General features: G+C 66.7%; 17 protein-coding genes and 1 other RNA gene. 7 read left to right on the top strand and 11 right to left on the bottom strand.

Translation table 11 applies throughout. The annotated features are described in order from the left end of the window. Positions 1–97: 97 nt before the first annotated feature. Positions 98–1693, bottom strand: a complete 1596-nt coding sequence (locus tag LL962_RS11950) for a phytoene desaturase family protein (RefSeq protein ID WP_228317035.1) — start codon at positions 1691–1693, stop codon at positions 98–100. 402 nt (positions 1694–2095) lie between these two features. Here LL962_RS11950 and LL962_RS11945 point away from each other — a divergent pair, with 402 nt between their 5' ends. The 3 genes from LL962_RS11945 (at position 2096) to LL962_RS11935 (ending at position 8800) form a co-directional block, all read left to right on the top strand. After that, the gene (locus LL962_RS11945; RefSeq protein WP_228317052.1) at positions 2096–4198 is read left to right on the top strand and encodes a M13 family metallopeptidase; all 2103 of its coding nucleotides are present in this window, start codon (positions 2096–2098) and stop codon (positions 4196–4198) included. A gap of 304 nt (positions 4199–4502) precedes the next feature. Then, the gene (locus tag LL962_RS11940; RefSeq protein WP_228317034.1) at positions 4503–6602 is read left to right on the top strand and encodes a M13 family metallopeptidase; all 2100 of its coding nucleotides are present in this window, start codon (positions 4503–4505) and stop codon (positions 6600–6602) included. A 182-nt stretch (positions 6603–6784) separates the two neighbouring features. Continuing rightward, complete coding sequence (locus LL962_RS11935) at positions 6785–8800, top strand: M13 family metallopeptidase (protein ID WP_228317051.1); 2016 nt, start codon at positions 6785–6787, stop codon at positions 8798–8800. A gap of 98 nt (positions 8801–8898) precedes the next feature. On the opposite strand, the gene LL962_RS11930 is transcribed toward LL962_RS11935, so the two are convergent. The 7 genes from LL962_RS11930 to LL962_RS11900 form a co-directional block, all read right to left on the bottom strand. Next, a complete protein-coding gene (locus tag LL962_RS11930) occupies positions 8899–9588 on the bottom strand; it encodes a rhomboid family intramembrane serine protease (protein WP_104587402.1) in 690 nt (229 codons plus the stop codon). A 40-nt stretch (positions 9589–9628) separates the two neighbouring features. Beyond that, positions 9629–10036 (bottom strand): MGMT family protein, encoded by a 408-nt coding sequence (locus LL962_RS11925; protein WP_228317033.1) that lies wholly within the window; start codon positions 10034–10036, stop codon positions 9629–9631. Between the two features lie 297 nt (positions 10037–10333). Continuing rightward, entirely contained in the window at positions 10334–11704 is a 1371-nt protein-coding gene (gene gorA / locus LL962_RS11920) for a glutathione-disulfide reductase (protein WP_228317032.1), read from the bottom strand. Further along, a complete protein-coding gene (locus LL962_RS11915) occupies positions 11701–12951 on the bottom strand; it encodes an NAD(P)/FAD-dependent oxidoreductase (RefSeq protein ID WP_228317050.1) in 1251 nt (416 codons plus the stop codon). Before LL962_RS11915 ends, gorA begins: the two co-directional genes overlap by 4 nt. Before the next feature lie 5 nt (positions 12952–12956). Then, entirely contained in the window at positions 12957–14186 is a 1230-nt protein-coding gene (locus LL962_RS11910; RefSeq protein WP_228317031.1) for a DUF418 domain-containing protein, read from the bottom strand. Between the two features lie 236 nt (positions 14187–14422). Continuing rightward, positions 14423–14498, bottom strand: a non-coding RNA gene (locus tag LL962_RS11905) — sX9 sRNA. A gap of 60 nt (positions 14499–14558) precedes the next feature. Beyond that, a complete protein-coding gene (locus LL962_RS11900; protein ID WP_104587397.1) occupies positions 14559–15038 on the bottom strand; it encodes an FKBP-type peptidyl-prolyl cis-trans isomerase in 480 nt (159 codons plus the stop codon). Positions 15039–15148: 110 nt separating this feature from the next. Here LL962_RS11900 and LL962_RS11895 point away from each other — a divergent pair, with 110 nt between their 5' ends. Next, positions 15149–15688, top strand: a complete 540-nt coding sequence (locus LL962_RS11895; protein ID WP_167395323.1) for a C40 family peptidase — start codon at positions 15149–15151, stop codon at positions 15686–15688. 109 nt (positions 15689–15797) lie between these two features. Continuing rightward, positions 15798–16547: a C40 family peptidase gene (locus LL962_RS11890; RefSeq protein WP_104587395.1), complete on the top strand. Its 750-nt coding sequence runs from the start codon at positions 15798–15800 to the stop codon at positions 16545–16547. A gap of 153 nt (positions 16548–16700) precedes the next feature. Here the strand turns inward: LL962_RS11890 and LL962_RS11885 are convergent, their stop codons facing one another. The 3 genes from LL962_RS11885 to LL962_RS11875 all read right to left on the bottom strand — a co-directional run bounded on the left by LL962_RS11885 (position 16701) and on the right by LL962_RS11875 (position 19563). After that, positions 16701–17192, bottom strand: a complete 492-nt coding sequence (locus LL962_RS11885; protein ID WP_104587394.1) for an acyl-CoA thioesterase — start codon at positions 17190–17192, stop codon at positions 16701–16703. Between the two features lie 184 nt (positions 17193–17376). Next, positions 17377–18213 (bottom strand): class I SAM-dependent methyltransferase, encoded by an 837-nt coding sequence (locus tag LL962_RS11880; protein WP_228317030.1) that lies wholly within the window; start codon positions 18211–18213, stop codon positions 17377–17379. A gap of 9 nt (positions 18214–18222) precedes the next feature. Continuing rightward, complete coding sequence (locus tag LL962_RS11875; protein WP_104587393.1) at positions 18223–19563, bottom strand: dicarboxylate/amino acid:cation symporter; 1341 nt, start codon at positions 19561–19563, stop codon at positions 18223–18225. A gap of 115 nt (positions 19564–19678) precedes the next feature. Here LL962_RS11875 and LL962_RS11870 point away from each other — a divergent pair, with 115 nt between their 5' ends. After that, complete coding sequence (locus LL962_RS11870) at positions 19679–21412, top strand: alkaline phosphatase (RefSeq protein ID WP_228317029.1); 1734 nt, start codon at positions 19679–19681, stop codon at positions 21410–21412. Positions 21413–21424: 12 nt separating this feature from the next. Next, complete coding sequence (gene tilS / locus LL962_RS11865) at positions 21425–22729, top strand: tRNA lysidine(34) synthetase TilS (protein ID WP_228317028.1); 1305 nt, start codon at positions 21425–21427, stop codon at positions 22727–22729. Positions 22730–22740 lie beyond the last annotated feature (11 nt).

The following is a 22740-nucleotide window of genomic DNA, read 5'->3' as shown; positions in this document are numbered from 1 at the left end:
GGAAGCGTCATCATGACGCTTCCGCCGATCGAATGGCGCTTGCTCCTGGCCTCGGTGAACCCAAGGCCTTTTTTCGTGCGCGTTCGCAACGAGTGCGTCAGCCGCGGAGGATCACCCGCGCCGCATTGTGCCCAGGCGCACCGGTGACCCCACCGCCTGGGTGGGTGCCCGAGCCGCAGAGATACAGCCCGGGGATCGCGCCGCGATACGCGCCCTGCCCCAGCAGGGGGCGTGCGCTGAACAGTTGATTGAGGCTCAGGGCGCCGTGGAAGATATCGCCGCCAATCAGGCCGAAGATACGTTCCAGGTCGAGTGGACTCAGGATCTGCCGGCCCAGGATCGATGCAGCAAAACCTGGCGCGTAGCGCTCCACGGTGGCGATCATCAGATCGGCCACTTCTTCGCGATGATCATCCCAGCGCCTGCCGTCTGGCAGCTGCGGTGCCACGTGCTGGCAGAACAGGCTTGCCACGTGCTGCCCTGGCGGTGCCAGCGTAGTGTCCAGGGTGCTGGGGATCAGTAACTCCACCACCGGTTCGCGCGACCATCCCGAGGTGCGTGCGTCGTGCCAGGCGCGGTCCATGTAGTCCAGACTCGGTGCCAGGATGATGCCGGCGGTGAGATGGTCGCCCTCGCCCGGCAGCGCGGCGAAGTCCGGCAGACGCGAGAGCGCGACATTCATCCGGAAGGTACCGGATCCACAGCGGTAGTGCGCGATGCGCGCGTGCGTTTCGTCAGGCACGTCTTCGCGCCGCATCAGCCGCTGATACAGCAGTTTCGGATTGACGTTGGCAACCACGGTAGCGGCGCGAATCTCCTGCCCCTCGGCGGTGACGACGCCCACGGCCCGGCCGCGCTCCACCAGCACACGCTCCACCGCGCACGCGGTGCGGATCTGCGCGCCAGACTCGCGCGCACTGGCCGCCATCGCCTGGGTGATGGCGCCCATCCCGCCGATGGCGTGGCCCCATGCCCCCTTGACCCCGTTGCTCTGCCCGAACACGTGATGCAGCAATACGTACGCCGTACCGGGCGTGTAGGGACTGGCGTAATTGCCCACGATGCCGTCGAAGCCGAACAGCGCCTTGATCGGCGCGCTCTCGAACCAGCGCTGCAGATACTCGGCCGCAGAGATGGTGAACAGGTCCAGCAACTCGCTCCGCAGCGCAAGCGGCAGACCCTGCAGCTGCATGCCCACCTTGCCGGCCTGCCACAGCTGCGGCAACGCCCGCAACCAGCCGCCATCGGTCACGTCCGGCGGCGCCTGCAGGGCAAGCGCACGCAGCACGTCGGCCAGTTGCTCCAGCCGGGCTTCATAGGCAGGCAACACCGCTGCATCGCGCGCCGAGAAATTCGCCAGCTCCTGCTGCGTCCGCCCGGCCCCGGCGAGCAGGTAACGGCCATCGGGAAGCGGCAGGAAGTTATTGATGCGCCGCGGCACCACACGCAAGCCATGCCGTTCCAGCGCCAGCTCGTCGATGATCCTGGGTTGCAGCAACGACACCGTGTACGCAGCAACGGAGTTGCGAAAGCCCGGGTGAAATTCCTCGGTCACCGCCGCGCCGCCGACCACCGGCCGCGCCTCCAGCACCAGTACCCGCCTGCCGGCGCGTGCCAGATAGGCGGCGCACACCAGCCCGTTATGGCCGGCGCCGATGATCAAGGCATCCAACGCTGGCGTGCGGCGGCGCATGCACCTGTATATAGCACTGGTGGCCCGAACCGGTCATGCAGGCGTCCTCCAGGATGCCGGGGGCGGATGGGAATCGCGCTCGGACCACCGCCCACCCCCATCCCGCGCCAGCTCCCGCGGGCGACTGGCTGAACGTTTATTGCCGGGTGTTCATCCGGCATCCGGCGGCCTCGATCGGTTTCGCACCTGCCCGAGCCTTCTGGTCCTTCGGCTGCCGCGCAAGGCACCCTGCTGGCGGCCTGGGCGCTGCGGCCGTGATGGACGCGGCATCCCCACACCATGACCTTCGACACCATGCGTCATTCCCTATGGAACGGTAGAGTGCCGTCACGGCTCCGCTGTGACGGCGCCACCCAATCGACTGTTGCTCCTGGAGCCTTTGTGATTCGCACACCTCATCTACTGACGCTGACCCTGGCCGTGGCGGCCGCGCTGAGCGGTTGCAAGAAGTCCGACGACACGGCACCTGCCGCCCCTGCGGGCGACGCTGCGGCCACCACGCCTGCCGCGCCCAAGACGCTGACCCTGGACCAGAGCAAGTTGCCGGCGGTAAACCAGTTCACCGCGGCCGATCTGGATCCCAACGCCAATGCCTGTACCGACCTGAACGCCTACGCCAACGCCAAGTTCCTGGCCGCCAACCCGGTACCGAGCGACCGCACCAGCTGGGGTGCGTTCGAAATGCTCGATGAGCGCTCCAATGCGATCCAGCAGCAGTTGGCCGAACAGGCCGCCGCCGACACCGGCGCCACCGGCGTGGAAAAGATCGTCGGCGACCTGTGGTCCACCGGCATGGACGAAGCCAAGATCAATGCCCAGGGCATCGAGCCGCTGAAGCCGGAACTGGCTGCGATCGATGCGATCAGCGACCAGGCCAAGCTGGTCGACTACCTGCGCAGCAGCGCCGCCAAGGGCAACAACGATCTGTTCGGCTTCGGTGCAGAGGCAGACTTCAAGAAGTCCAGCCAGAACATCGCCTACGCCATGCAGGGCGGCCTGGGCCTGCCCGATCCGGAGTACTACACCAGCGCCAGCAACAAGGCCAAGCTTGAGGCCTACCAGGCGCATATCGCCAAGGTGCTGGAGCTATCGGGCGTGTCCGCCGCCGATGCCGCCGCACAGGCCAAACAGGTGGTCGCGTTCGAAACCCGTCTGGCCAAGGTGTCCAAGACCAGCACCGAGCTGTCGCGTGACGCCTCGCTGGCCTACAACCCGATCTCCCCGGCCGATGCCGACAAGCTGACTCCGAACTGGTCCTGGACCGAGTTCTTCAAGTCGCAGGGCGTGGCCACGCCGGAAATGTTCTCGCTGGCGATCCCGGCCTTTCACCAGGAAGTGAGCAAGATGATCGCCGATACCGATCCGGCGATCTGGCGCGCCTACCTGCGCTTCCACACCGTCGACGGCGCCTCGCCGTTCCTGAGCCAGCCGTTCGTGGACGAGAACTTCGCGTTCTACAACAAGACAATGCGCGGGCAGAAGGAGATCAAGCCGCGCTGGAAGCGCGTGCTGGCCACCATCAACGGGCAGGCCGGCGAAACGCTGGGCCAGATGTACGTCAAGGTCGCCTTCCCGGCCGATTCCAAGGCCAAGATGGAAACGCTGGTCGGCAATCTTCGCACCGCGTTGAAGGCCCGCATCGAAAAGCTGGACTGGATGAGCCCGGAAACCAAGGCCAAGGCAATCGCCAAATGGGAAAGCTTCACGCCCAAGATCGGCTATCCGGAAAAATGGCGCGACTGGAACGGCCTGACCACCGGTCGCGACAGCTACCTGGGTAACGTACTGGCCGCGCAGGCGTTCAACTACAAGTGGAACCTGTCCAAGATCGGCAAGCCGGTGGACAGGACCGAATGGGGCATGAGCCCGCAGACGGTCAACGCTTACTACAACCCGCTGCAGAACGAGATCGTGTTCCCGGCCGCCATCCTGCAGCCGCCGTTCTTCGACCCGAACGCGCCGGAGGAAATGAATTACGGCGGCATCGGTGCGGTGATCGGGCATGAGATGACGCACGGCTACGACGACCAGGGCAGCCGCTTCGGTGCCGACGGCAACTTCATCCCCGATCCGGGCTGGTGGACGCAGAAGGACCTGGATGCGTTCAAGGCGCGCACCGGCAAGCTGGTGGCGCAGTTCGACGGCTACCGCACCCCGGCCGGCGACAAGGTCAAGGGCGACCTGACCCTGGGCGAGAACATCGCCGACCTGGGCGGCCTCAACACCGCTTACGACGCGATGAAGACCGCCACCGCGGGCAAGGACGATCCCAAGACCGACGGCATCACCCGCGATCAGCGCTTCTTCCTCAACTGGGCCACGGTGTGGCGCCGCAACTTCACCCCGGAAGAACTGGTGGTGCGCCTGAAGACCGACCCGCACGCGCCGGCCAACTTCCGCGCCATCGGTGCGCCGTCGAACATGCCGGCCTTTGCCGCTGCGTTCTCGTGCAAGCCGGGCGATGCGATGGTGCGCCAGGGCGACAAGCAGGTGGTGATCTGGTAATTGCGCATCGCGGTAAACCAGGCGGGCGGCGATCGAAAGATCGTCGCCCGTTTTTTTGGGGTTCTTTGGATCTTTCTTCATGCTTGACAGGTAAATCAGGCTAGCCAGCCACGTTCGTTTCTCCCACAACAATTCAACCAACGCTGCAGGCATCCCAACGCCGCCCTCGCGGCACGCTGCACGCCACCGGGACTGCAGGCACAACGGTATTGGCACACAAGCCTCAACAAAGCTCAATGCGTGCGCAGGCAAGGTCGCGCCCGCTTATGCTTAGCGCCCTTGCCCCTCACTGCAGCTGACGTTCATGCCATTGCTCAAGACTTCCACGCTCGCCCTTGCTCTGGTTGTTGCCCTGACAGGCTGCAAGCGCAACGCCGAGGACACCGGCACACAGGCAAACACCTCACCCCACACACCTGCGGCTGCCCCTGCTACGCCGGCAACGCCTGCGTTCGACATCAGCGAACTCGGCCCAGCAGCCAGCGCTTGCCAGAATCTCGACGAATTCGTCAACGGCAAATGGGCGAACGCCAATCCGATTCCGCCCGATCGCACCAGTTGGGGCGTGGACGAGATCCTGACCGAAAAAAGCATGGCCATTCAGCGCAACATTGTCGAAACGGCCGCACAGCCAGGCAAAGCTGCAAATTCGCTGGAGCAAAAAATCGGAACGCTCTATGCCGCCGGCATGGACGAAGCTGCAATCGAAGCGGCAGGCGCCCAGCCGATCCAGCCACAACTGGACACCATTGCCGCGTTGAAGTCAGGCAAGGATGTCGCCGGTTACATCATCAGTCGTCATGGCGAAGGCGATGGACAGGTGTTCGCATTCGGTGCCGGCGCAGACTTCCACAATGCCGACATGCAGATCGCTTTTACCCAGGAAGGCGGCCTGGGCCTTCCAACCAAGGACTACTACACCGACGCCGGGCACGCATCCATCCGCGCCGCCTATCTGGCCTACATCGCCAGGTCGTTCGAACTCACCGGCAGTTCCGCCGACGTGGCCAAGACGCAGGCAAACGATGTGTTGGCACTCGAAACACGTCTGGCTGCCGCGTCGATGAAGCCAGTGGAGGCGCGTGAGCCGAAAAACCAGTATCGCTTGGTCAGTCTCGCCGAGGCGGACAAGCTCACACCGCACTTTCCGTGGAAAGACTTCTTCGCCACCCAGGGCGTGGAGGTCGGCAAGGGCTTCTCGCTGGCGCAGCCACGTTTTTTCGCTGCGTTTGATCATGAACTGGCCACTGCGCCGATCGCGCAGTGGCAGGCTTACCTGCGCTTCCATGCGATTGATGACGCAGCCGCGCAGCTCAGCAAGGCATTCGTCGACAATCGCTTTGCTTTCTACGGCAAGACACTCTCTGGGCAGCCAGAGCAACTTCCACGCTGGAAGCGCGTCCTGCGCGCGGTCAATGGCGCAATGGGCGAAGGCGTGGGTCAACTCTACGTCGCCAAGGTGTTCACGCCCGAGTCCAAACAGCGCGCCAGCGAACTGGTGGACAACGTCCGCGCCGCGCTCAAGACGCGCATCGAGAACGTCGACTGGATGAGCGCGGAAACCAAGGCCAAGGCCATCGCCAAGTGGAACACCTTCCTGCCCAAGATCGGCTATCCGGATGCCTGGCGCGACTGGTCCGGACTGGAGATCGTCCGCGGCGCGTACTACCGCAATCTGCAGGCAGCGGCCAAGTTCAACTATCGCTACGACATCGCGCAGATCGGTAAACCGACCGACCGCAAACGCTGGCAGATGACCCCGCAGACGGTCAACGCGTATTACGACCCCAGCACCAATTCCATCAATTTCCCCGCGGCGATCCTGCAACCGCCGTATTTTGACGCCAGCGCCGACGAGGCGTTGAACTACGGCGGCATTGGCGCGGTGATCGGTCACGAAGCGACACATGGGTTCGACGACCAGGGCAGCCAGTTCGATGGTGCAGGCAACAACGTCAACTGGTGGACGGCCGAGGATCGACGCAAGTTCGAGCAGCGCAGCGCGCAGCTGGTCGACCAGTTCGATGCCTACACCCCACTGCCCAAACACCCGACACTGCACGTCAACGGCAAGCTCACCCTGGGCGAAAATATCGCCGACCTGGGCGGCACCAACGTGGCCTACGACGCGCTGCGGACCGCCCTGCATCAGCATCCCGAGCGGGCAAAGACGATCGACGGCTACAGCCCCGATCAACGTTTCTTTCTGGCGTTCGCGCGCAGCTGGCGTCAACGCGTACGCGAACAGCAGCAGATGGTCTACCTGGCCTCGGACCCGCACGCGCCCAGCAACCTGCGCGCCATTGCGCCGCCTTCGAATATGCCGCAGTTCGCCACCGCCTTTGCCTGCAAGCCGGGCGATGCGATGGTGCGCCCGGAGAAAGACCGCGTGGTGATCTGGTAAGCCCAAACAGCCAGCGACTGCAAGCGCTTCCAGCACGATCGCAACACGCACAGGCCCGCACCCGCGGGCCTGTTGCGTTCATGCAAGCGGCCAGCAGCGATGACGAACGGCAGCGGCGCCTGCCTGCACGGCCCCCGGCCTTGCTAAACTCCGCCGACTTTACTCTGGCCACCTTCTTCTCGATGCCCACCATTCGCCCGCTTGCCCTCGCTCTCGGCTTCAGCCTGATCTCGCTGCTGTCCGCCCCCGACGCCGACGCCGCTCGCAAGAAGAAGGCCGCGGCGCCCAAGGCTCCCGCGGTCTCGGCGGCCTGCACCAATTTCTACGATTACGCCAATGCCGGCTGGCTCAAGGCCAATCCGGTGCCGCAGGCCGGCGCCGTCACCGCGCTGGGTCAGCTGTCCGAACGCGCCCTGCAGCAGCAGCGCGAGCTGCTGGACGCGTCGATGAAGACACCGCAAGGCAACGTGCAGAAGCTGCTCGGCGACTTCTGGGCCAGCGGTCTGGACGAAGCTGCCGTCGAAAAGGACGGTTCCACCCCGATCGCCCCGCTGCTCTCGCGCATCGATGCGATCAAGAAGGCCAAGGACGTGCCCGCCTCGATCGCCGCACTGCATCAGGTCGGCATCCCGGTGGGCTTCAACTTCGGCCCGGACGTGGACCTGAAGGCGCTGGACCGCCATATCGGTTACTTCATGCAGGGTGGCATGGGCCTGCCCGACCCGGCGTTCTACACCCGCACCGACGCCGACACCCAGGCGCTGATGGGCCGCTATCGCGCCTACGTCAAGCAGATCCTGGCGCTGACCGGCACCGCCGCCGACAAGCTCGACACCGACGCCGCCTCGGTGCTGCAGATCGAAACCGCACTGGCACGTAGCGCGCAATCGGTGCAGGGCATCAACAACCCGTTCAACAACTACGCGCCGATCGCCACCAAGGAGCTGACCAAGCAGTACAAGAACCTGCGCCTGGCCGACTTCCTGGAAGCGCAGGGCGTCAAGGACGATCTGGTGTCCATGGCCGACCCGGCCATGTTCAAGCAGCTCGACAGCATGATCGTCAGCATCAAGCCGGAACAGTGGAAGGCCTACCTGCGCTGGCGCGTGGGAGATGCGATGGCGCCGTACCTGTCCAAGAGCTTCCACGACGCCGAATATCAGTTCCGCGGCCGCCTGCTGCGTGGCGAAGCGGTGCCGCCGCAGCGCTGGCAGCAGGTGCTGGACGCGATCAACGTGGCCGCCGGCCCGATGCTCGGCCGCGAATACGTGGCCCGCTACCTGAGCAGCGACACGCGTCGCCAGGCCGAAACCATTGCCGATCAGGTGCGCGATGCGCAGCTGGCGGCGTTGGAGCGCACCGGCTGGGGCAACGGCCAGGCGGTTGCCGAGGCCAAGGCCAAGCTGGCTGCGATGAAGATCGAAGTCGGCGCACCGCGCCGCGACCTGGACTACACCGTACAACCGATGGGCCGCGGCAGCTTCGGCGGCAACATGCTGATCGCATCGACCTGGCGCCATCGCGAAGAAATGAAGCGCATCGGCAAGGGCAACGCCGACCGTCGCTGGGACGTGCTGCCGCAGCAGCCCGCCGTGGCCTACGACATCGCGCAGAACCGCCTGATCGTCACCGCAGCCGTGCTGCAGGCGCCGGTGCTGTCCGCTGGCGGCACGCCGGCGGCACAGTACGGGGCTTACGGCGCGCTGGTCGCGCACGAACTCACCCGCGCGATCGACGCCAAGGGCGCGCTGGTCGACGCCAAGGGCGAGCTGCGCAACTGGTGGACCCCGGCCGAGAAGACCTTGTGGACCCAGCTGACCGGCAAGGTGGCCAACCAGTACGCCGCTTACCCGTACCCGGGCGTGCCCAACGTCAAGGTCAATGGCGCGCAGACAGCCGAAGAAAACCTGGCTGACCTCGCGGGCGTCGAACTGGCCTGGCAGACCTTCGGCAAGGCACAGCCGGCGGCGACCGAGGCCGACAAGCAGGCCTTCTTCACCGCCTGGGCCGGCCTGTGGGCACAGCAGCTGTCGCCAAACGAAGCGGTGCAGCGCGCCAGCGCCGACATCCGCGCGCCGGGTCAGTGGCGCACCAATGGTCCGCTGTCCAACATGCCGGAATTCGGTGCGGCGTTCAGCTGCAAGGCCGGCCAGCCGATGCAGCGCGTGGACGCCGATCAGATCAAGCTCTGGCGCTGATCATCTAGCCGGCGGCAATGAAAAAGAGCGCGGAATCCGCGCTCTTTTTTTGTCCACCGCCTGCGAAATTCCGTAGGAGCGGCACCGTGCCGTTTGGCTCAACGCACCACACGCAGCGGCGGCTTGCGCCCCTTGCGACCGCCCTTGCCACCCCCGAACGGTGGCTGGCCGCGCCAGTAACGGATCATCAGCCAACCGAACAGCATGCCGCCCAGGTGCGCGAAATGCGCCACGCCCGGCTGCCACCCAGTCGCGCCGAGCAACAGTTCGATCGCACCGAACACGATCACGAAGGTGCGGGCCTTCATCGGGATCGGCGGAAACAACAGCATCACCCGCTGATTCGGGAACAACATGCCATACGCCAGCAACAGGCCGAACACGCCGCCGGACGCGCCGACCACCGGCGCACCGTTCTGGGTCAGCCAGGCCATCAGCAGTTGGCATACGCCGGCGCCGGCCACACTGACCAGGTAGTAGGTCAGAAAACGCTTCTGGCCCCAGGTCTGCTCCAGCGGTGCGCCGAACATGAAAAGCGCCAGCATGTTGAAGAACAGGTGGTTGAAGCCACCATGCAGAAACGCGTAGGTCAGCAACTGCCACGGCATGAAGCTGGCGCCGGGCGAGAACGCATCGAAGCCGTTGGACAGCGGCCACAGCATCAGCCACGACAGCACGCTGTCCGAAGGCAGGGCCCCGCCCCCCAGGTCGCCCACGGCCCATTGCAGCAGGAACAGGCCGATATTGGCGATCAACAACGCTTTGGTGACGGGCGGCAACTGGGGCATGGCGGCATCCTTCGGTATGCGCCCCATGATAGCGGCAGCGTCATGAAGACCCCCACACGGCCGCATCCAGCCGCTGCGCGGCGGTGGCACGGCGCACCCGCCCCTGCACCACTTGCACGCCTTCGGCACGCAGCCGCCGGCATTGCTCGTCGTAGCCGGGCGAGTCTGGCGCAAACGCGATGCGCCCATCGCTGCGCAGCACCCGATGCCATGGCAGCTGCGGATCATCGTTGCCGCTGAGCACGCGCGCCACCAGCCGCGCACGGCCCGGCAGGCCGGCGCGCTGAGCAACCTCGCCGTAACCGGCGACCTCGCCCGTCGGAATCGCGTGGATCATCTCGAGAATTCGCAGCCGCGCCCGCTCGCCGGACAGCGCCTCCCCCTTGGAGGCGACTCGCCTGGCAGGACCGGCAGATGGGGGCGGCATTGAACGGCGAGATGTCGACATCGCGCAAGCATGCCAGCTGACGGGCATGGGTGCGCGTATCGGATCCTTCCAAGCGAAGGGAAAGTGACAAGCCTCGCAACGGAAAAACTGCAAGCCCCTCTCCCCTGGGAGAGGGGTTGGGGTGAGGGTACGGACGCAGCCACGCAAGCCACGATCACCTGGCATGCAGCGGCCGATGAGGGCGTCCGGGGGTCAACATCAGATCAAGGTTGACCGACCCATCGCTTGGATACCACCCTCACCCCAACCGCTCCCCGCAGGGAGAGGGGCTTGATTCCGGCTACCGTCTACACCCGCTCAATGCATCAACACGATCTCTTCGGACGAGGTGGGGTGAATCGCCACCGTCTGATCGAAGTCGCGTTTGGTCGCCCCCATCTTCACCGCCACGGCGAAGCCTTGCAGCATTTCGTCGGCGCTCTCGCCCAGCAGATGCACGCCGACCACCCGCTCCTCTTCGCCCACGCAGACCAGCTTGAACAGACTGCGCTGCGGCGCATCGGCCAGGGCGTGCAACATCGGGCGGAAATTGCTGCGGTATACCCGCACCGCCCCGGGGTGGCGCGCGCGCGCCTGTTCCTCGGTCAGACCGACATGCCCCAGCGGCGGATGCGAGAACACCACGCTCGGCACGCCCTCGTAGTCCATGCAGGCGTCGGGCTGGTTGCCGAACAGCCGGTCCATCAGCAGGCGTCCGGCGGCGATCGCCACCGGCGTCAGCCCGACCTTTCCGGCGACATCGCCGATCGCGTGGATGTTGGACACGCTGGTGGTCTGGCTCTTGTCCACCCGCACCTCGCCCTTGTCGCCAAGCGCCACGCCAACGGCATCCAGCCCCAGGCCGGCGGTATTGGCACGGCGGCCGATGGCGAAGAACACCTTGTCGAACACGTCGTTGCCCTGCTCGCGAGGGTGTGCCGGATGGCCATGCACGCGCAGACCGCCCTGCGCATCGCGCTCCAGACCGGTGGTGCTGAAACCGAAATGCAGGCGCACGCCCAGATGGCGCAGATTGTCGGCCAACTGCAGCGTGAGCTCGGCATCGAACCGCTCCAGCAAGCGCTCGCCCTGCACGAACAAGTGCACACGGCTGCCGAGCGCCTGCAGCAGGCCGGCGATTTCCACCGCGATATAGCCGCCCCCGATGATGGCCACCTGTGCCGGCGCATGGCAGAGGTTGAAGAAGTCGTCCGAGACCTCACCGAGCTCGGCGCCCTTCATCTCCGGGCGCAGCGGGTGTGCGCCGGTGGCGATCACGATATGTTCGGCGCTGACCGGAATGCCGTCGTCGCCCATGACCGTATGCCGGTCCCGCAACACGCCGCGCCGCGGAATCAGTACCACGCCGTCGTCGTTGAGACGCCGCCGATAGCTGGCGTGGATGTTGGCGATATAGCCCTGGCGATGCGTGACCAGTTCCTGCCAGGCCAGGATCGGCCGCGGCACGTCGAAGCCGAGCGCGCCCGCCAGCTCGATCTTGCCGGCCAGGTCGGCGGCCAGCCACATGGCTTTTTTCGGCACGCAACCGAGATTGACGCAGGTCCCGCCCAGCTCGCCGGGCTCCATGATCGCCACGCGCGCGCCATGCCTGGCTGCACGAAAACCGGCTGCCAGGCCGCCCGAGCCGCCGCCCAGAATCAGCACGTCGTAGTCATGACGCGCACTCATGCAAAGCGCTCCGCGCGGTAGGGGCGCGGGTCCAGCGCCGGTGCGCGCCCGGTGATCAGATCGGCCATCAATTGTCCACTTGCGGTACTCATGCTGATCCCGAGCATGCCATGTCCGGCTGCGAGCCAGACGTGAGGATGACCCGGCACGCTGCCCAGCACCGGCACATCGTCCCAGATCATCGGCCGCCACCCATACCAACGCTCGAGTACCGCGGGCCCACGCGGTGCATGCAGATACTCCGCCGCCGCACGCTCCAGCGCCGCCAGGCGGGTGGGATTGAGCCGCGTATCGTGGCCGGAGAACTCCATGGTGCTGCCGATCCGCAAGCGATCGCGCCACGGCACCACGAACACCCAGCGATCCTTCAACACCACCGGGCGACGCGGCATCAGGGCGGGTGCACTGTAGGTGATCGAATAGCCCTTGCCGGCCTGCACCGGCAGACGCAGGCCGAGCTGGGCCGTCAGCAACGGCGACCATGGCCCGGTGGCGATCACCACCTCGCGCGCGTGCAGCGCCCCGTGCGCGGTCCGCACGCACACGGCCGCAGTCTCGGCAACCACCGCTTCCACGCGGCAGTGTTCATCGATCTGCCCACCTTGCGCGCGCAACGCCCTGGCCAGTTCGGCGGTATAGCGTTCCGGCCGCAGATGCGCGTCGCCGGGAAAATGGATCGCACCGGCGACACCCGCCCGGAACGCCGGATCCTGGCGCGTGTAATCGCCACCTTCGATCACCTGCGCCTGGATCCCCCACTGTGCCAGCAGCGCGCATTGATCGCGGTACGTCGCGAAGCGGCGCGCATCGCCGAACACATAGTCCAGCCCATCGCTACGGAATTCGCACTCCAGTGCGTAACGGGCGACCCAGTCGTCCAGACGCTGCCGCGCGTCGTGCAGCAGGGCTGCACGCGCCTGCGCACTGGATTGCCAATCGCGCGCATTGCAACGCCGCGCGAAGCGCAGCAGCCAACGCCACAACGCCGGGTCCAGACGCGGGGGAATGTACAGCGGCGCATCCGGCGTCAGCATCCATTTCAGCGCCTGCGTGATCATGCCCGGCGCCGCCAACGGCGGCGCATGGCTGGGCGTGATGGTGCCGCAGTTGCCATGCGAGGTGGCGGCGCCCAACGCGCCGGCGTCGAGCACACGCACCTGTCTACCTGCCTCCACCAACGCCAGCGCCGTGGCCAGCCCGATCGCACCGGCACCGATCACCACGACATCCTCGCGCCCGCCGACCATTGGCCCTAGCGGCCGCGCCACATCGGCGGCACCCGCAGATAGGTCGCACTGCGCCACAGCCACTCCACGGGCCCGAAGCGGAACCCGCGCAGCCACCACTGGCTCACCACCACCTGCAGTGCGAATAGCCCTGCCGCGAACGGCAACTGCCACACCCGCGGCAATCGTTCGAACCAGCCCAGCCCGTAGCCGTAGAAGATCCAGGTGCACAGCAGCGACTGCAGCAGGTAGTTGCTCAGGGCCATGCGTCCGGCAGGTGCAAGCCAGGCCAGACGCGATGCGAAACGTACCACCCACGCTGCGTAGCCCAGACTCATCAACGGCCCCGCAATCAGCATCAGCGCGAAGGCTGCGCAGACGCGCATGCTCAGGTCCGCCGGATCCATCCACGGCGCCAGCGCATAGCTCACCAGCATCACGCCCAACCCAAGCGGCAAGGCGCCGTAACGCAGCGTGCGGAACAGGCGCGGAAAGCGTTCGGGCGCGGCGATCGCACCGCTGCGCACGAACCAGCCACCCAGCAGGAACATGCCGAGCATGGTCGGGCCGTTGACGCTGAGCCCGCTCAGTGCCTGGCGCAGATCGTGCCAGCGCTGTGCGGTGGCCTGCAGATAGCTGCCGCTGCCGAATGCGGCGCGTTGCGCCTGCACGTTGGCCGCAGTCTGCTGCGCCACCTCGGCCATGGCCGCCTTCCACTCCCCCGCCGCCGCCGGATCGGCCTGCACCAGCACACCGACCAGGCCGGACAACACCACCAGCGCAGGGGCGCAGGCGTAGACCAGCGCTGCCAGCCAGGGCAAGGCCAGCGTCGGTACGCTGCGCGTAACCAGCAGCACGACCGCCAGCAAGGCGTAGGTCACCAGGATGTCGCCGGACCACAACAACAGCGCATGCGCCAGCCCGATCGCCAGCAAGCCCGCGGTTCGGCGCAGGTACATCCCATAGAAACCACGCCCGCCTTGCTCGGCGCGCTGCGCCATCACCGCAAAGCCCATGCCGAACAATAATGCGAACAACGTATAGAACTTGCCCTGCACGAAGATGTACACCAGCGCATCGGCGATGCGGTCGGCGCCGCGCCAGTGCGGCTCCACGCCGCTGACGGCCAGGTCGAGCGGGCCGACGAAGGCTTCGATATTCATCAGCAGGATGCCGAGCAACGCAAACCCGCGCAGCACATCCAGCACGACGATGCGCTCGTTGGCGGCAATGGGCAACAGATCGCGTCGTGTCATTGCAGTTCAAAGATCCCGGCGCAACGCGGCGCCGCACACAATGCAAACGGCCCGCCGAATGGCGGGCCGTCGCAGGCACGGACGTTACCGGCTGTGGTCGAATGGCATTGCGCAGCGAACGTCTCGACACAGGCCAGGCCCAGACACCGGAGTGCTGCTATGGTGCAGGCCGAACCTGGGCAACTGCCGTCCACCAGGCGTGGCTGCGCGAGCCTGCCGTTCGCTGCGCTTGAAGCAGCCAACAAAACGTTGCGCGCAGTCGTCAGGCGGGTGTGGACGGCACGGAGTAAGCGGCGTGTACGAGGGGTACATGCCGATTCGGGGCAGCGGCCGCGCCCACCTGATGGCTGCACAGGCGTTTTGCGAACTGTTTTAGTGGTGATGACCGCCATCGCCGTGGACGTGGCCGTGATCGCGCTCTTCCTGAGTGGCTTCGCGCACCTCGACGATCTCCACATCGAAATGCAGGTCCTTACCGGCCATCGGATGATTGAGGTCGACATCGACCACGCTCATGCCGACCTTCTGCACGGTGACCGCACGCGGGCCGAAGTTGGTCTGCAGCACCACCTGCGTGCCCGGCACCAGCTTGGTGGCACCGAAGTGCTTCTTGGGCACGCGCTGACTCAGGCCTTCGCGGTATTCGCCATAGGCCTCGGTGGCCTTGACGTCGACGCCGAAGCTTTCGCCGGCTTCCTTGTCCATCATGGCCGCTTCCAGGCCGGGAATGATGTTGCCGTGGCCGATCAGGATGGCCAAGGGATCGCGCTCCTTGGAGCTCTCGATCGGCTCCTGGCCAATCTCCGAAACGGTGTAGTGGAAGCGGACGACGCTGTCTTTTTCGATCTTCATGCGTGGCTCTGAATGAGGCTGCCCGGTGGCAGAGGGGTGAAGACGGCTTGTCGGCCGCCGGGTGCGCCGCCATCATGGCGACCTTCCGAACCGTCCATTATCCCGGCTCCATGCATATCACGCCAGTTTTCGCCGCACGCACGCACCGCAGCGCGGCCTGCCTGCTGCTGGGCCTGCTCCTGCTGGGCGGCTGTTCGTCGCAGGCTCCGGTCCGCCGCGCGGCACCGCCGCCGACGGCGCGCGTCTGGCCGCAGGTACCGCCGGCAGATCCGGCGGCCGCCAACAACATCCTCATGCGCGCCCTCGGTCTGGTAGGGACGCCCTATCGGTACGGCGGCAATACCCCGGAGACCGGCTTCGACTGCAGCGGCCTGGTCACCTATGTCTACAAGGATGTGCTGGCGTTGGCGCTGCCGCGGACGTCACGTGAACTGGCAGCGGTGCAGGGACCGAAGATTTCGCCGGAAAAGCTGGCGACCGGCGATCTGGTGTTTTTCGGGGCCGGAGGAAGCGTGACCCATGTCGGAATCTATGTCGGTGAAGGCCGCTTCGTGCACGCGCCGACCAGCGGCGGTACAGTCCGCCTGGATTTTCTGGACGGGGCCTACTGGCGTGACCATTATTCAGGTTCCAAGCGGGTTTTGCACTGAAATGTGATTCAAGTCACAAGTAGTAAAACGGAAAGTTAACTTTTTTTGAACGTAACGATCCTTTCACCAGGGCATCATCCCGTATCGACAGCAGAACTGTGATTCCCGCGTGACGAACGACGAACAGATCAACCCTGGCGCCGCCCCGCTTCCGCTCCGGAAACCGCTTCGCCTGCTTTGCGCTACCGTGCTCTGGATTGCTGCATTGCCCGCTGTGGCGCAGACCGCCAACAGCGTCCCGCCCGCTCCGCAGCAGCAGACGCCCGACAGCGCGGCCGCCGCCGAGAAGGCCGCCACCCGCAGCCGGGCCGATGCCGCCGCCACCGCTACCCTGGCCGCCCTGCTGCCGCATCTGGCCGCCAACGACGCCATTCCGCTGATGGACCGCTCGGCGATGTTCGCCGGTGACCTCAGCCGCCTGCTCGCCAATTACGACGTGTCGCAGAGCGCGGCCAATGCCGCGCAGAACGCGGTGGCCGACAGCCGCGTGCAGGTCATCCTGCAGCGCGCCATGGCCCTGCTCGGCACCCCGTACGTATGGGGCGGCGAGTCCACCGAGGGCTTCGACTGCAGCGGCCTGGTGGGTTATGTCTTCAAGACCGCTCTGGGGATCGACCTGCCGCGCGTCTCGCGCGACATCGCCCGCGACGAGTCGGCCGAACTGATCAAGGACCCCAATGCCTTGAAGGCCGGCGATCTGGTGTTCTTCGGCAAGCGTGGCCGTATCGATCACGTGGGCCTGGTGGTCGGCGAAGGCAAGTTCCTGCACGCGCCCAGCCGCGGCAAGGACGTGCGCGTGGACTCGCTCGCCACCGGCTACTGGAGCGAGAAGTTCATCCAGGCACGCCGGGTGCTGTAAGAACCCGCTGCATCCTGTCGATGACGAAGGCCGCGGCGACCCCGCGGCCTTTTTCCTGTCCCGATATCCGGCCGGCGCTGTCATCCGGCTGCCCTGCGGCAGGCGTTTCCGCCGCATCCGCGCCATCGGCAGCTGTGGCAGAGACGATCGCAGTTAGCGCAGAGCGTCGGCCTGGTAGTGCGCCATGGTGTCCTCGATGCCCTTGCTCAGCTCCATCACCTTGAGCGCGTATTCGGCCAGGCGTTGGTCTTCCGGCGTGTCCGGCCGCCAGGACGGCACTTCCACCGGGGTGACGCCGTCGGGATCCATCGCCACGAACACGATGATGCAATGCGTGCACAGGCGCGAGTCGCCGCCCATCGGGCTGCGCGCACGCACATCGATGGCGAAATGCATGCTGCTGCGCCCGGTGTAGACCAGTTTGGCCGACACCGCGACCAGATCGCCGATCCGTACCGGCGCAACGAAGCGGATGCCGCCCACCGCCACCGTCACGCAGTAGTGCCCGCTCCAGCCGCTGGCCGCGGCAAACCCGACCTGATCGATCCATTTCATCACCACCCCGCCGTGCACCTTGCCGCCGAAGTTGACGTCGCTGGGCTCGGCCAGAAACCGGAATGTCAGATCGCGCTGTTGACCAATCACTGCCCGCCCTCGTCGATGGATGCGTCCGCAGTGTGTCATACGCCTGCAGGCCGGCCCATGCGCACCGCTGGAACGCTCTGCCGCGATCTGCGCCGTTCGACCGATCACGGCCTCGGCACGCGCCTGGCGAACCATCGCATCGCGACCCTGCCCTTCTTCCGTCGGGAAGCACGGCAGGCGTATTTCAGCGCGCGATCACCTGCAGATTGTCCTGCTTGCGGATGCACAACCAGGGGAAGTGCGGCTGCCGTAACTTGAACAACCGGCGCAGCCGGGCGCCCGGGCGGCGTGGATCGAACAGCCACCGCACCGCAAAGCGCTCGAACATGGCGTAGGTGTGCTGGTGGTACTGCCCGGCCAGGTCCGGCACCCCCAGGTCGGTGAAGTAACGCAGGCTGCGGGCAGCGCTCGCCTCGGCGCGCTGCCGATCTGCATACAGTGGGCTGTCGATGATGTGCAGTTCGCCGCCGTCGCGCAGCTGCGCCAGCAGGCGGGCGACCAGGGCGGCCGGATCGGCGAAATACTGGATGCACGCCGGCAGCACGACGACGTCGAAGACCGCGCGCGGCAGGACCAGGGTCTGGATGTCAGCGGCGACGAAACTCAGGCGCTGCTCGTGACCGAACACGCGCGCGGCCTGGGTGAGTTCGGTGCGGTTGACGTCGATGCCGCAGACGTCGCGCTGCAGCGACTGCGCCAGCAGTTGCGAGAGCCAGCCATTGCCGCAGCCCAGCTCCAGGATGGCGCCCTCGCCTCCTCGGGCACGCAGGTGCTGCACCAGCATCGCGCTGGACAGCGCGCGCACCCGCCATTCCAGGCTGGCTCCCAGGCTGCCGCCGGGATGCGGCAGACGACGCACCTGGGCATCCGTGTAGAGCCGGCCTTCCTTGCGCCGCACTTCCAGATACCGCTGCTCGAACGGATCGCGTGCCAGCCCACGCTGCACGAACACGCCGTCGATGACGTCCAGCGCGGGCAGCTGTGCCAGGCACTCGCGCAGGAACGGGAATCCGGCTGCCATCGGCGGCGCTCAGCGCAGCGGCTTGGAGCCGTCGGTCAGCGGATCTTCCAGCCCGACATTCGTGGATGCCGTCGCATAGACGGAGGTGTCGAGCAGGCCGGTTTCCTTGGCCACCAGCACCGGTACCAGCATCTGCCCGGTCACATTGGTCATGGTGCGCATCATGTCCAGGATGCGGTCGATGGCATACAGGTAACCGATCACCTCCAGAGGAAGATTGGCCGCGCTCAGCACCACCGTCGCCATGATCACCGCGGTGCCCGGCACCCCGGCCGTGCCGAAGCTGCCCAGCACCGAGGCGATCAGCACCACGAAGTATTGATTGGCGGTCAACGGCACCCCGGTGTATTGCGCGATGAACACTGCGCACAGCGCCGGGAAGATCGCGCCGCACCCATCCATCTTGATGCTGGCGCCCAGCGGCACCGCGAACGCCGCGTAATCCTTGCTCACGCCCAGATTATGGGTGATCGAACGCAGCGCCACCGGCATGGCGGCAAAACTCGACGAACTGACGAAGGCTACCTGCATGCCCGGCGCGGCGCCGCGGAAGAACTTCCACGGATTCAAGCCGTGCAGCAGCAACAGGGCGCTGTAGACCACCACGATGTGGATGGCACAGGCCAGATACAGCGCGAGCACGAAATTGCCGAAGGGCAGCAACTTGGTGAAGCCATAGCTGCCGACCAGGCCTGCGATCAGACCGAAGGTTCCCAGCGGGGTCATCTCCAGCACGAAGCGGGTGACCTGGATCATGATGTCGCTCATCTGCGCGGTGAGCTTGCGCGCCTCGGCCACCCGCTCGCCGAGCTTGACCATCGCAAAGCCAAGCAGCGCGGCGAAGAAGATCACCGGCAGGATCGACCCGCGCCCAGCCGCCAGCACGGTTTCGCCAGCGGCATTGGTCCTGGTGCCGATGCCGGTCAGCGCATAGAACGGGTTGGAGGGCACCACGTCCAGCAGCACCTTGATCGGGCTGGGCACATCGCGCGGTGTCCAGCCCGAGTCCACGCTCAGGTTGAAATGGCCGGCGCCCGGCTGCAGCAAGGTCCCCACGGCCAACCCCACCCCGACGGCCAGGGCCGCCGTGATCACGAACCACAGGAAGGTGCGCCCGCCCAGCGCGGCCACCGACTTCTGCCCGTGCAGCGAAGAGATCGCATTGATCACCGCAAAGAACACCAACGGAATGGCGATCATCTTGATCAGGGTGACGTACAGATCGCCCAGGGGGCCGAACCAGACTTCGGCGGCCGGCCCCATGGCCCAGCCGGCCAGCGCGCCCAGGACGAAGCCGGCCACCACGCGCTGCCAGAACGGAATGCGCAACCAGGCCGCAACCAGTCTCATGTCGTCGAATCATCCGGGGGGAGGGTGCATGCACCATATCGCAGGGCTGCGTTGCCCGCGAGGCCACGACTGGAACAGCGGCGTGCCATCGGTGCGACGGACGCGGGCCGGCATAATGGGCGTCGATTCAGCCACGAGTTCGAGACCGATGCGTTACCGCCTGCCTGCCCTCGCCGCCCTGACCACGCTGTGCATCGCCGCCTGCGCCTCCACTGCCGGCACCACCGTCCCTGCACCGGCCTCGGTCAAGGTGGAGGTGCCGTCGGTGACCCATCCGGCTGGCGAAACCCCGCAGTGGTGGTATCGCTCCGGCGCAGCGCGCGCCGCCGGCAACGGCGCGATGTCCGGCAAGGCACGCAACGTCATCCTGTTCCTTGGCGACGGCATGAGCCTGACCACGGTGGCGGCCGCACGCATTCTCGATGGCCAGCGCAAGGGCGGCCCCGGCGAAGAAAACCTGTTGTCATGGGAACAGTTCCCGGCCACCGCCTTCAGCAAGACCTACAACACCGATTCGCAGACACCCGATTCGGCCGGCACCATGACCGCGATCACTACCGGAGTGAAGTCGCACATGGGCGCGATCGGGGTCAGCAGCGGTCCGCGCAACGACTGTGCCGACAGCCTGGGCAAGGGCTTGCTGAGCTGGCTGCAGCTGGCCGACAGCGCCGGCATGGCCACCGGCATCGTCACCACCGCGCGGCTCACGCATGCCACCCCGGCGGCCACCTATGCGCACTCGCCGGATCGCAACTGGGAGAACGACACCGACCTGCCGGCAGCTGCGCGCGCAGCCGGCTGCCAGGACATCGCCCAGCAACTGCTGACCAGCGCCCGCTACGGGCGTGGGCCGCAGGTGGTGCTGGGCGGCGGCCGCAGCCAGTTCCAGACCGTGCAGGACCGCGACCCCGAATACGCCGGCAAGGCCGGCCGGCGCCTGGACGGGCGCGACCTGGTGGGCGAATGGAAACGCGCGCACCCGCAGGGCGCCTATGTCTGGAACCGCCAGCAGCTGCAGGCGGCAACCAACGCGCCTGCCTTGCTGGGGCTGTTCGAGCCCGATCACATGCAGTTCGATCACGACCGCAACCGCAGCCCACAGGGCGAGCCCAGCCTGACCGAGATGACCCGCACCGCGATCCGATCGCTGTCGCGCGATCCCAACGGCTTCGTGCTGATGGTCGAAGGCGGCCGTATCGATCACGCCAACCATGCCGGCAACGCCTATCGCGCGCTCGACGAAACCGTTTCGTTGTCCGACGCGGTGCGCGCCGCGGTGCAGACCGCGCCGCCGGACACCCTGATCGTCGTCACCGCCGACCACTCGCACACGCTCAACTTCGTCGGCTACCCGGTACGCGGCAATCCCATCCTGGGCAAGGTTCGCGGTGGCGGTGGTGAGGAAGGCGACCGCAGCCAACTGGCCACCGACATGGCCGGCCGCCCCTACACCACCCTGAGCTACGCCAACGGCCCTGGCTATACCGGCGCCAGCGACGCACAGCCGGCCGGCCCGAAGACCTTCCCGCACGACCCCGGCAGCAGCGAGCCCGCCACCGGCCGCCCCGACCTGACCCACGTGGACACCGAGTCGCCCAACTACATGCAGGAGTCGCTGGTGTCGACCAAGTCCGAAAGCCACGGCGGGGAAGACGTCGGCATCTGGGCCACCGGCCCGGGCAGCGCGGCCTTCCGCGGCACACTGGAAGAGAACGTGATCTACCACGTCATCGTGCAGGCCACCCCGCGGCTGCGCGCGCGCCTGTGCAAGGCCGGTACCTGCGACCGTGCTGGCGTGCCGGTGGAACTGCCCAGGCCGGCCAGTTTCGAGGCTGCTACCGGACGCTGATGGGCCGCAGCCGTGCCGATCGATACGCCGCTCCTGCTGCCCTCCCCCCCGCCTGGTCCGGTGCTGATCGCTTACAGCGGCGGAATGGACTCGAGCGTGCTGCTGCACCTGATGGCGGCGATACCGGGCTACCGCCACGCCGGACTGCGCGCGCTGCACGTGCATCACGGCCTGCATGCCGACGCCGATGCGTGGGCCGCGCACTGCCAACGCACATGCGATGCCTTGCAGGTGCCGTTGCGGATCGTGCAGGTACAGGTCGCACGCGATAGCGGCCTTGGACTGGAGGCGGCAGCACGCGATGCGCGCCACGCTGCGTTCGCGGACGCACTTGCCGCTGGCGAATGGCTGGCGCTGGCGCAGCATCGCGACGACCAGGCCGAGACCTTCCTGCTGCGCGCACTGCGTGCCTCCGGGCCGGACGGGCTGGCCGCCATGCGCGGCCAGCGTCCCTTCGCGCACGGCACCTTGTGGCGCCCGCTGCTGAGCCGGGCGCGTGCCGAGCTCCTGGCGTACGCGCACGCCCATGGTCTGCAGTGGATCGAGGATCCCAGCAACGCCGACGCGCGCCACGACCGCAACTTTCTGCGCCACCACGTCCTGCCGCTGCTGTCGCAACGCTGGCCACAGGCATCCGCGGCGCTGGCGCGCAGCGCACACTTGAGCGCAGAGGCCGCAGAGGTGTTGCTGCACGACGAACTGGCGCTGCTGCCCAGCCTGTGCGCAGCGGACGGCGCGCTGGATCTGCGGCGGCTGCGTGCGCAGCCGGTCGCACGGCAGCCGCGGCTGTTGCGCGCCTGGGTCGGCGCGACCGGCGCGCCGGCACTCCCCGCGCACGGCGTGGCTGCGCTGGAGCGGGAAATCGATCTGCATGCGCCGGATCGCGAGGCCTGCTTCGCCTGGCAACAGGTCGAAGTGCGGCGCTGGAGGCAATCCCTGTATCTGCACCGCCCCGCACCCGCCTGGCCGCCGCAATGGACTGCGCAGTGGGATGGCGTGCATCCCTTGCAGCTGCCCGATGGCGCGCAGCTGCAGTTGCATGGCTCGCCGGGCTTGGGTTTCGTCCGCCCGATGCAGGTGCGTGCCCGCCAGGGCGGCGAACGCATCGTGCTACCACGGCGCGGCCATTCGCATCGGCTCAAGCACCTGCTGCAGGATCTGGACCTGCCCCCCTGGAAGCGCGATCGCCTGCCGGTCCTGTGGGCCGACAGGCAGGTGATGGCCGCCGGCGACCGCATCGTTTCGGCCTCCTTGCACGACTGGCTGCAGACCCATCGCGCCAGCCTGCGATGGCGGGCGAGCGACCAGGCGAATTGACCGGCCTGCCC

This window comes from Xanthomonas sp. NCPPB 1067 (assembly GCF_020783795.1).
Classification (GTDB): domain Bacteria; phylum Pseudomonadota; class Gammaproteobacteria; order Xanthomonadales; family Xanthomonadaceae; genus Xanthomonas; species Xanthomonas melonis.
Note: the sequence above shows the minus strand (reverse complement) of the source record. Positions and strands in the feature narration are given on the sequence as shown.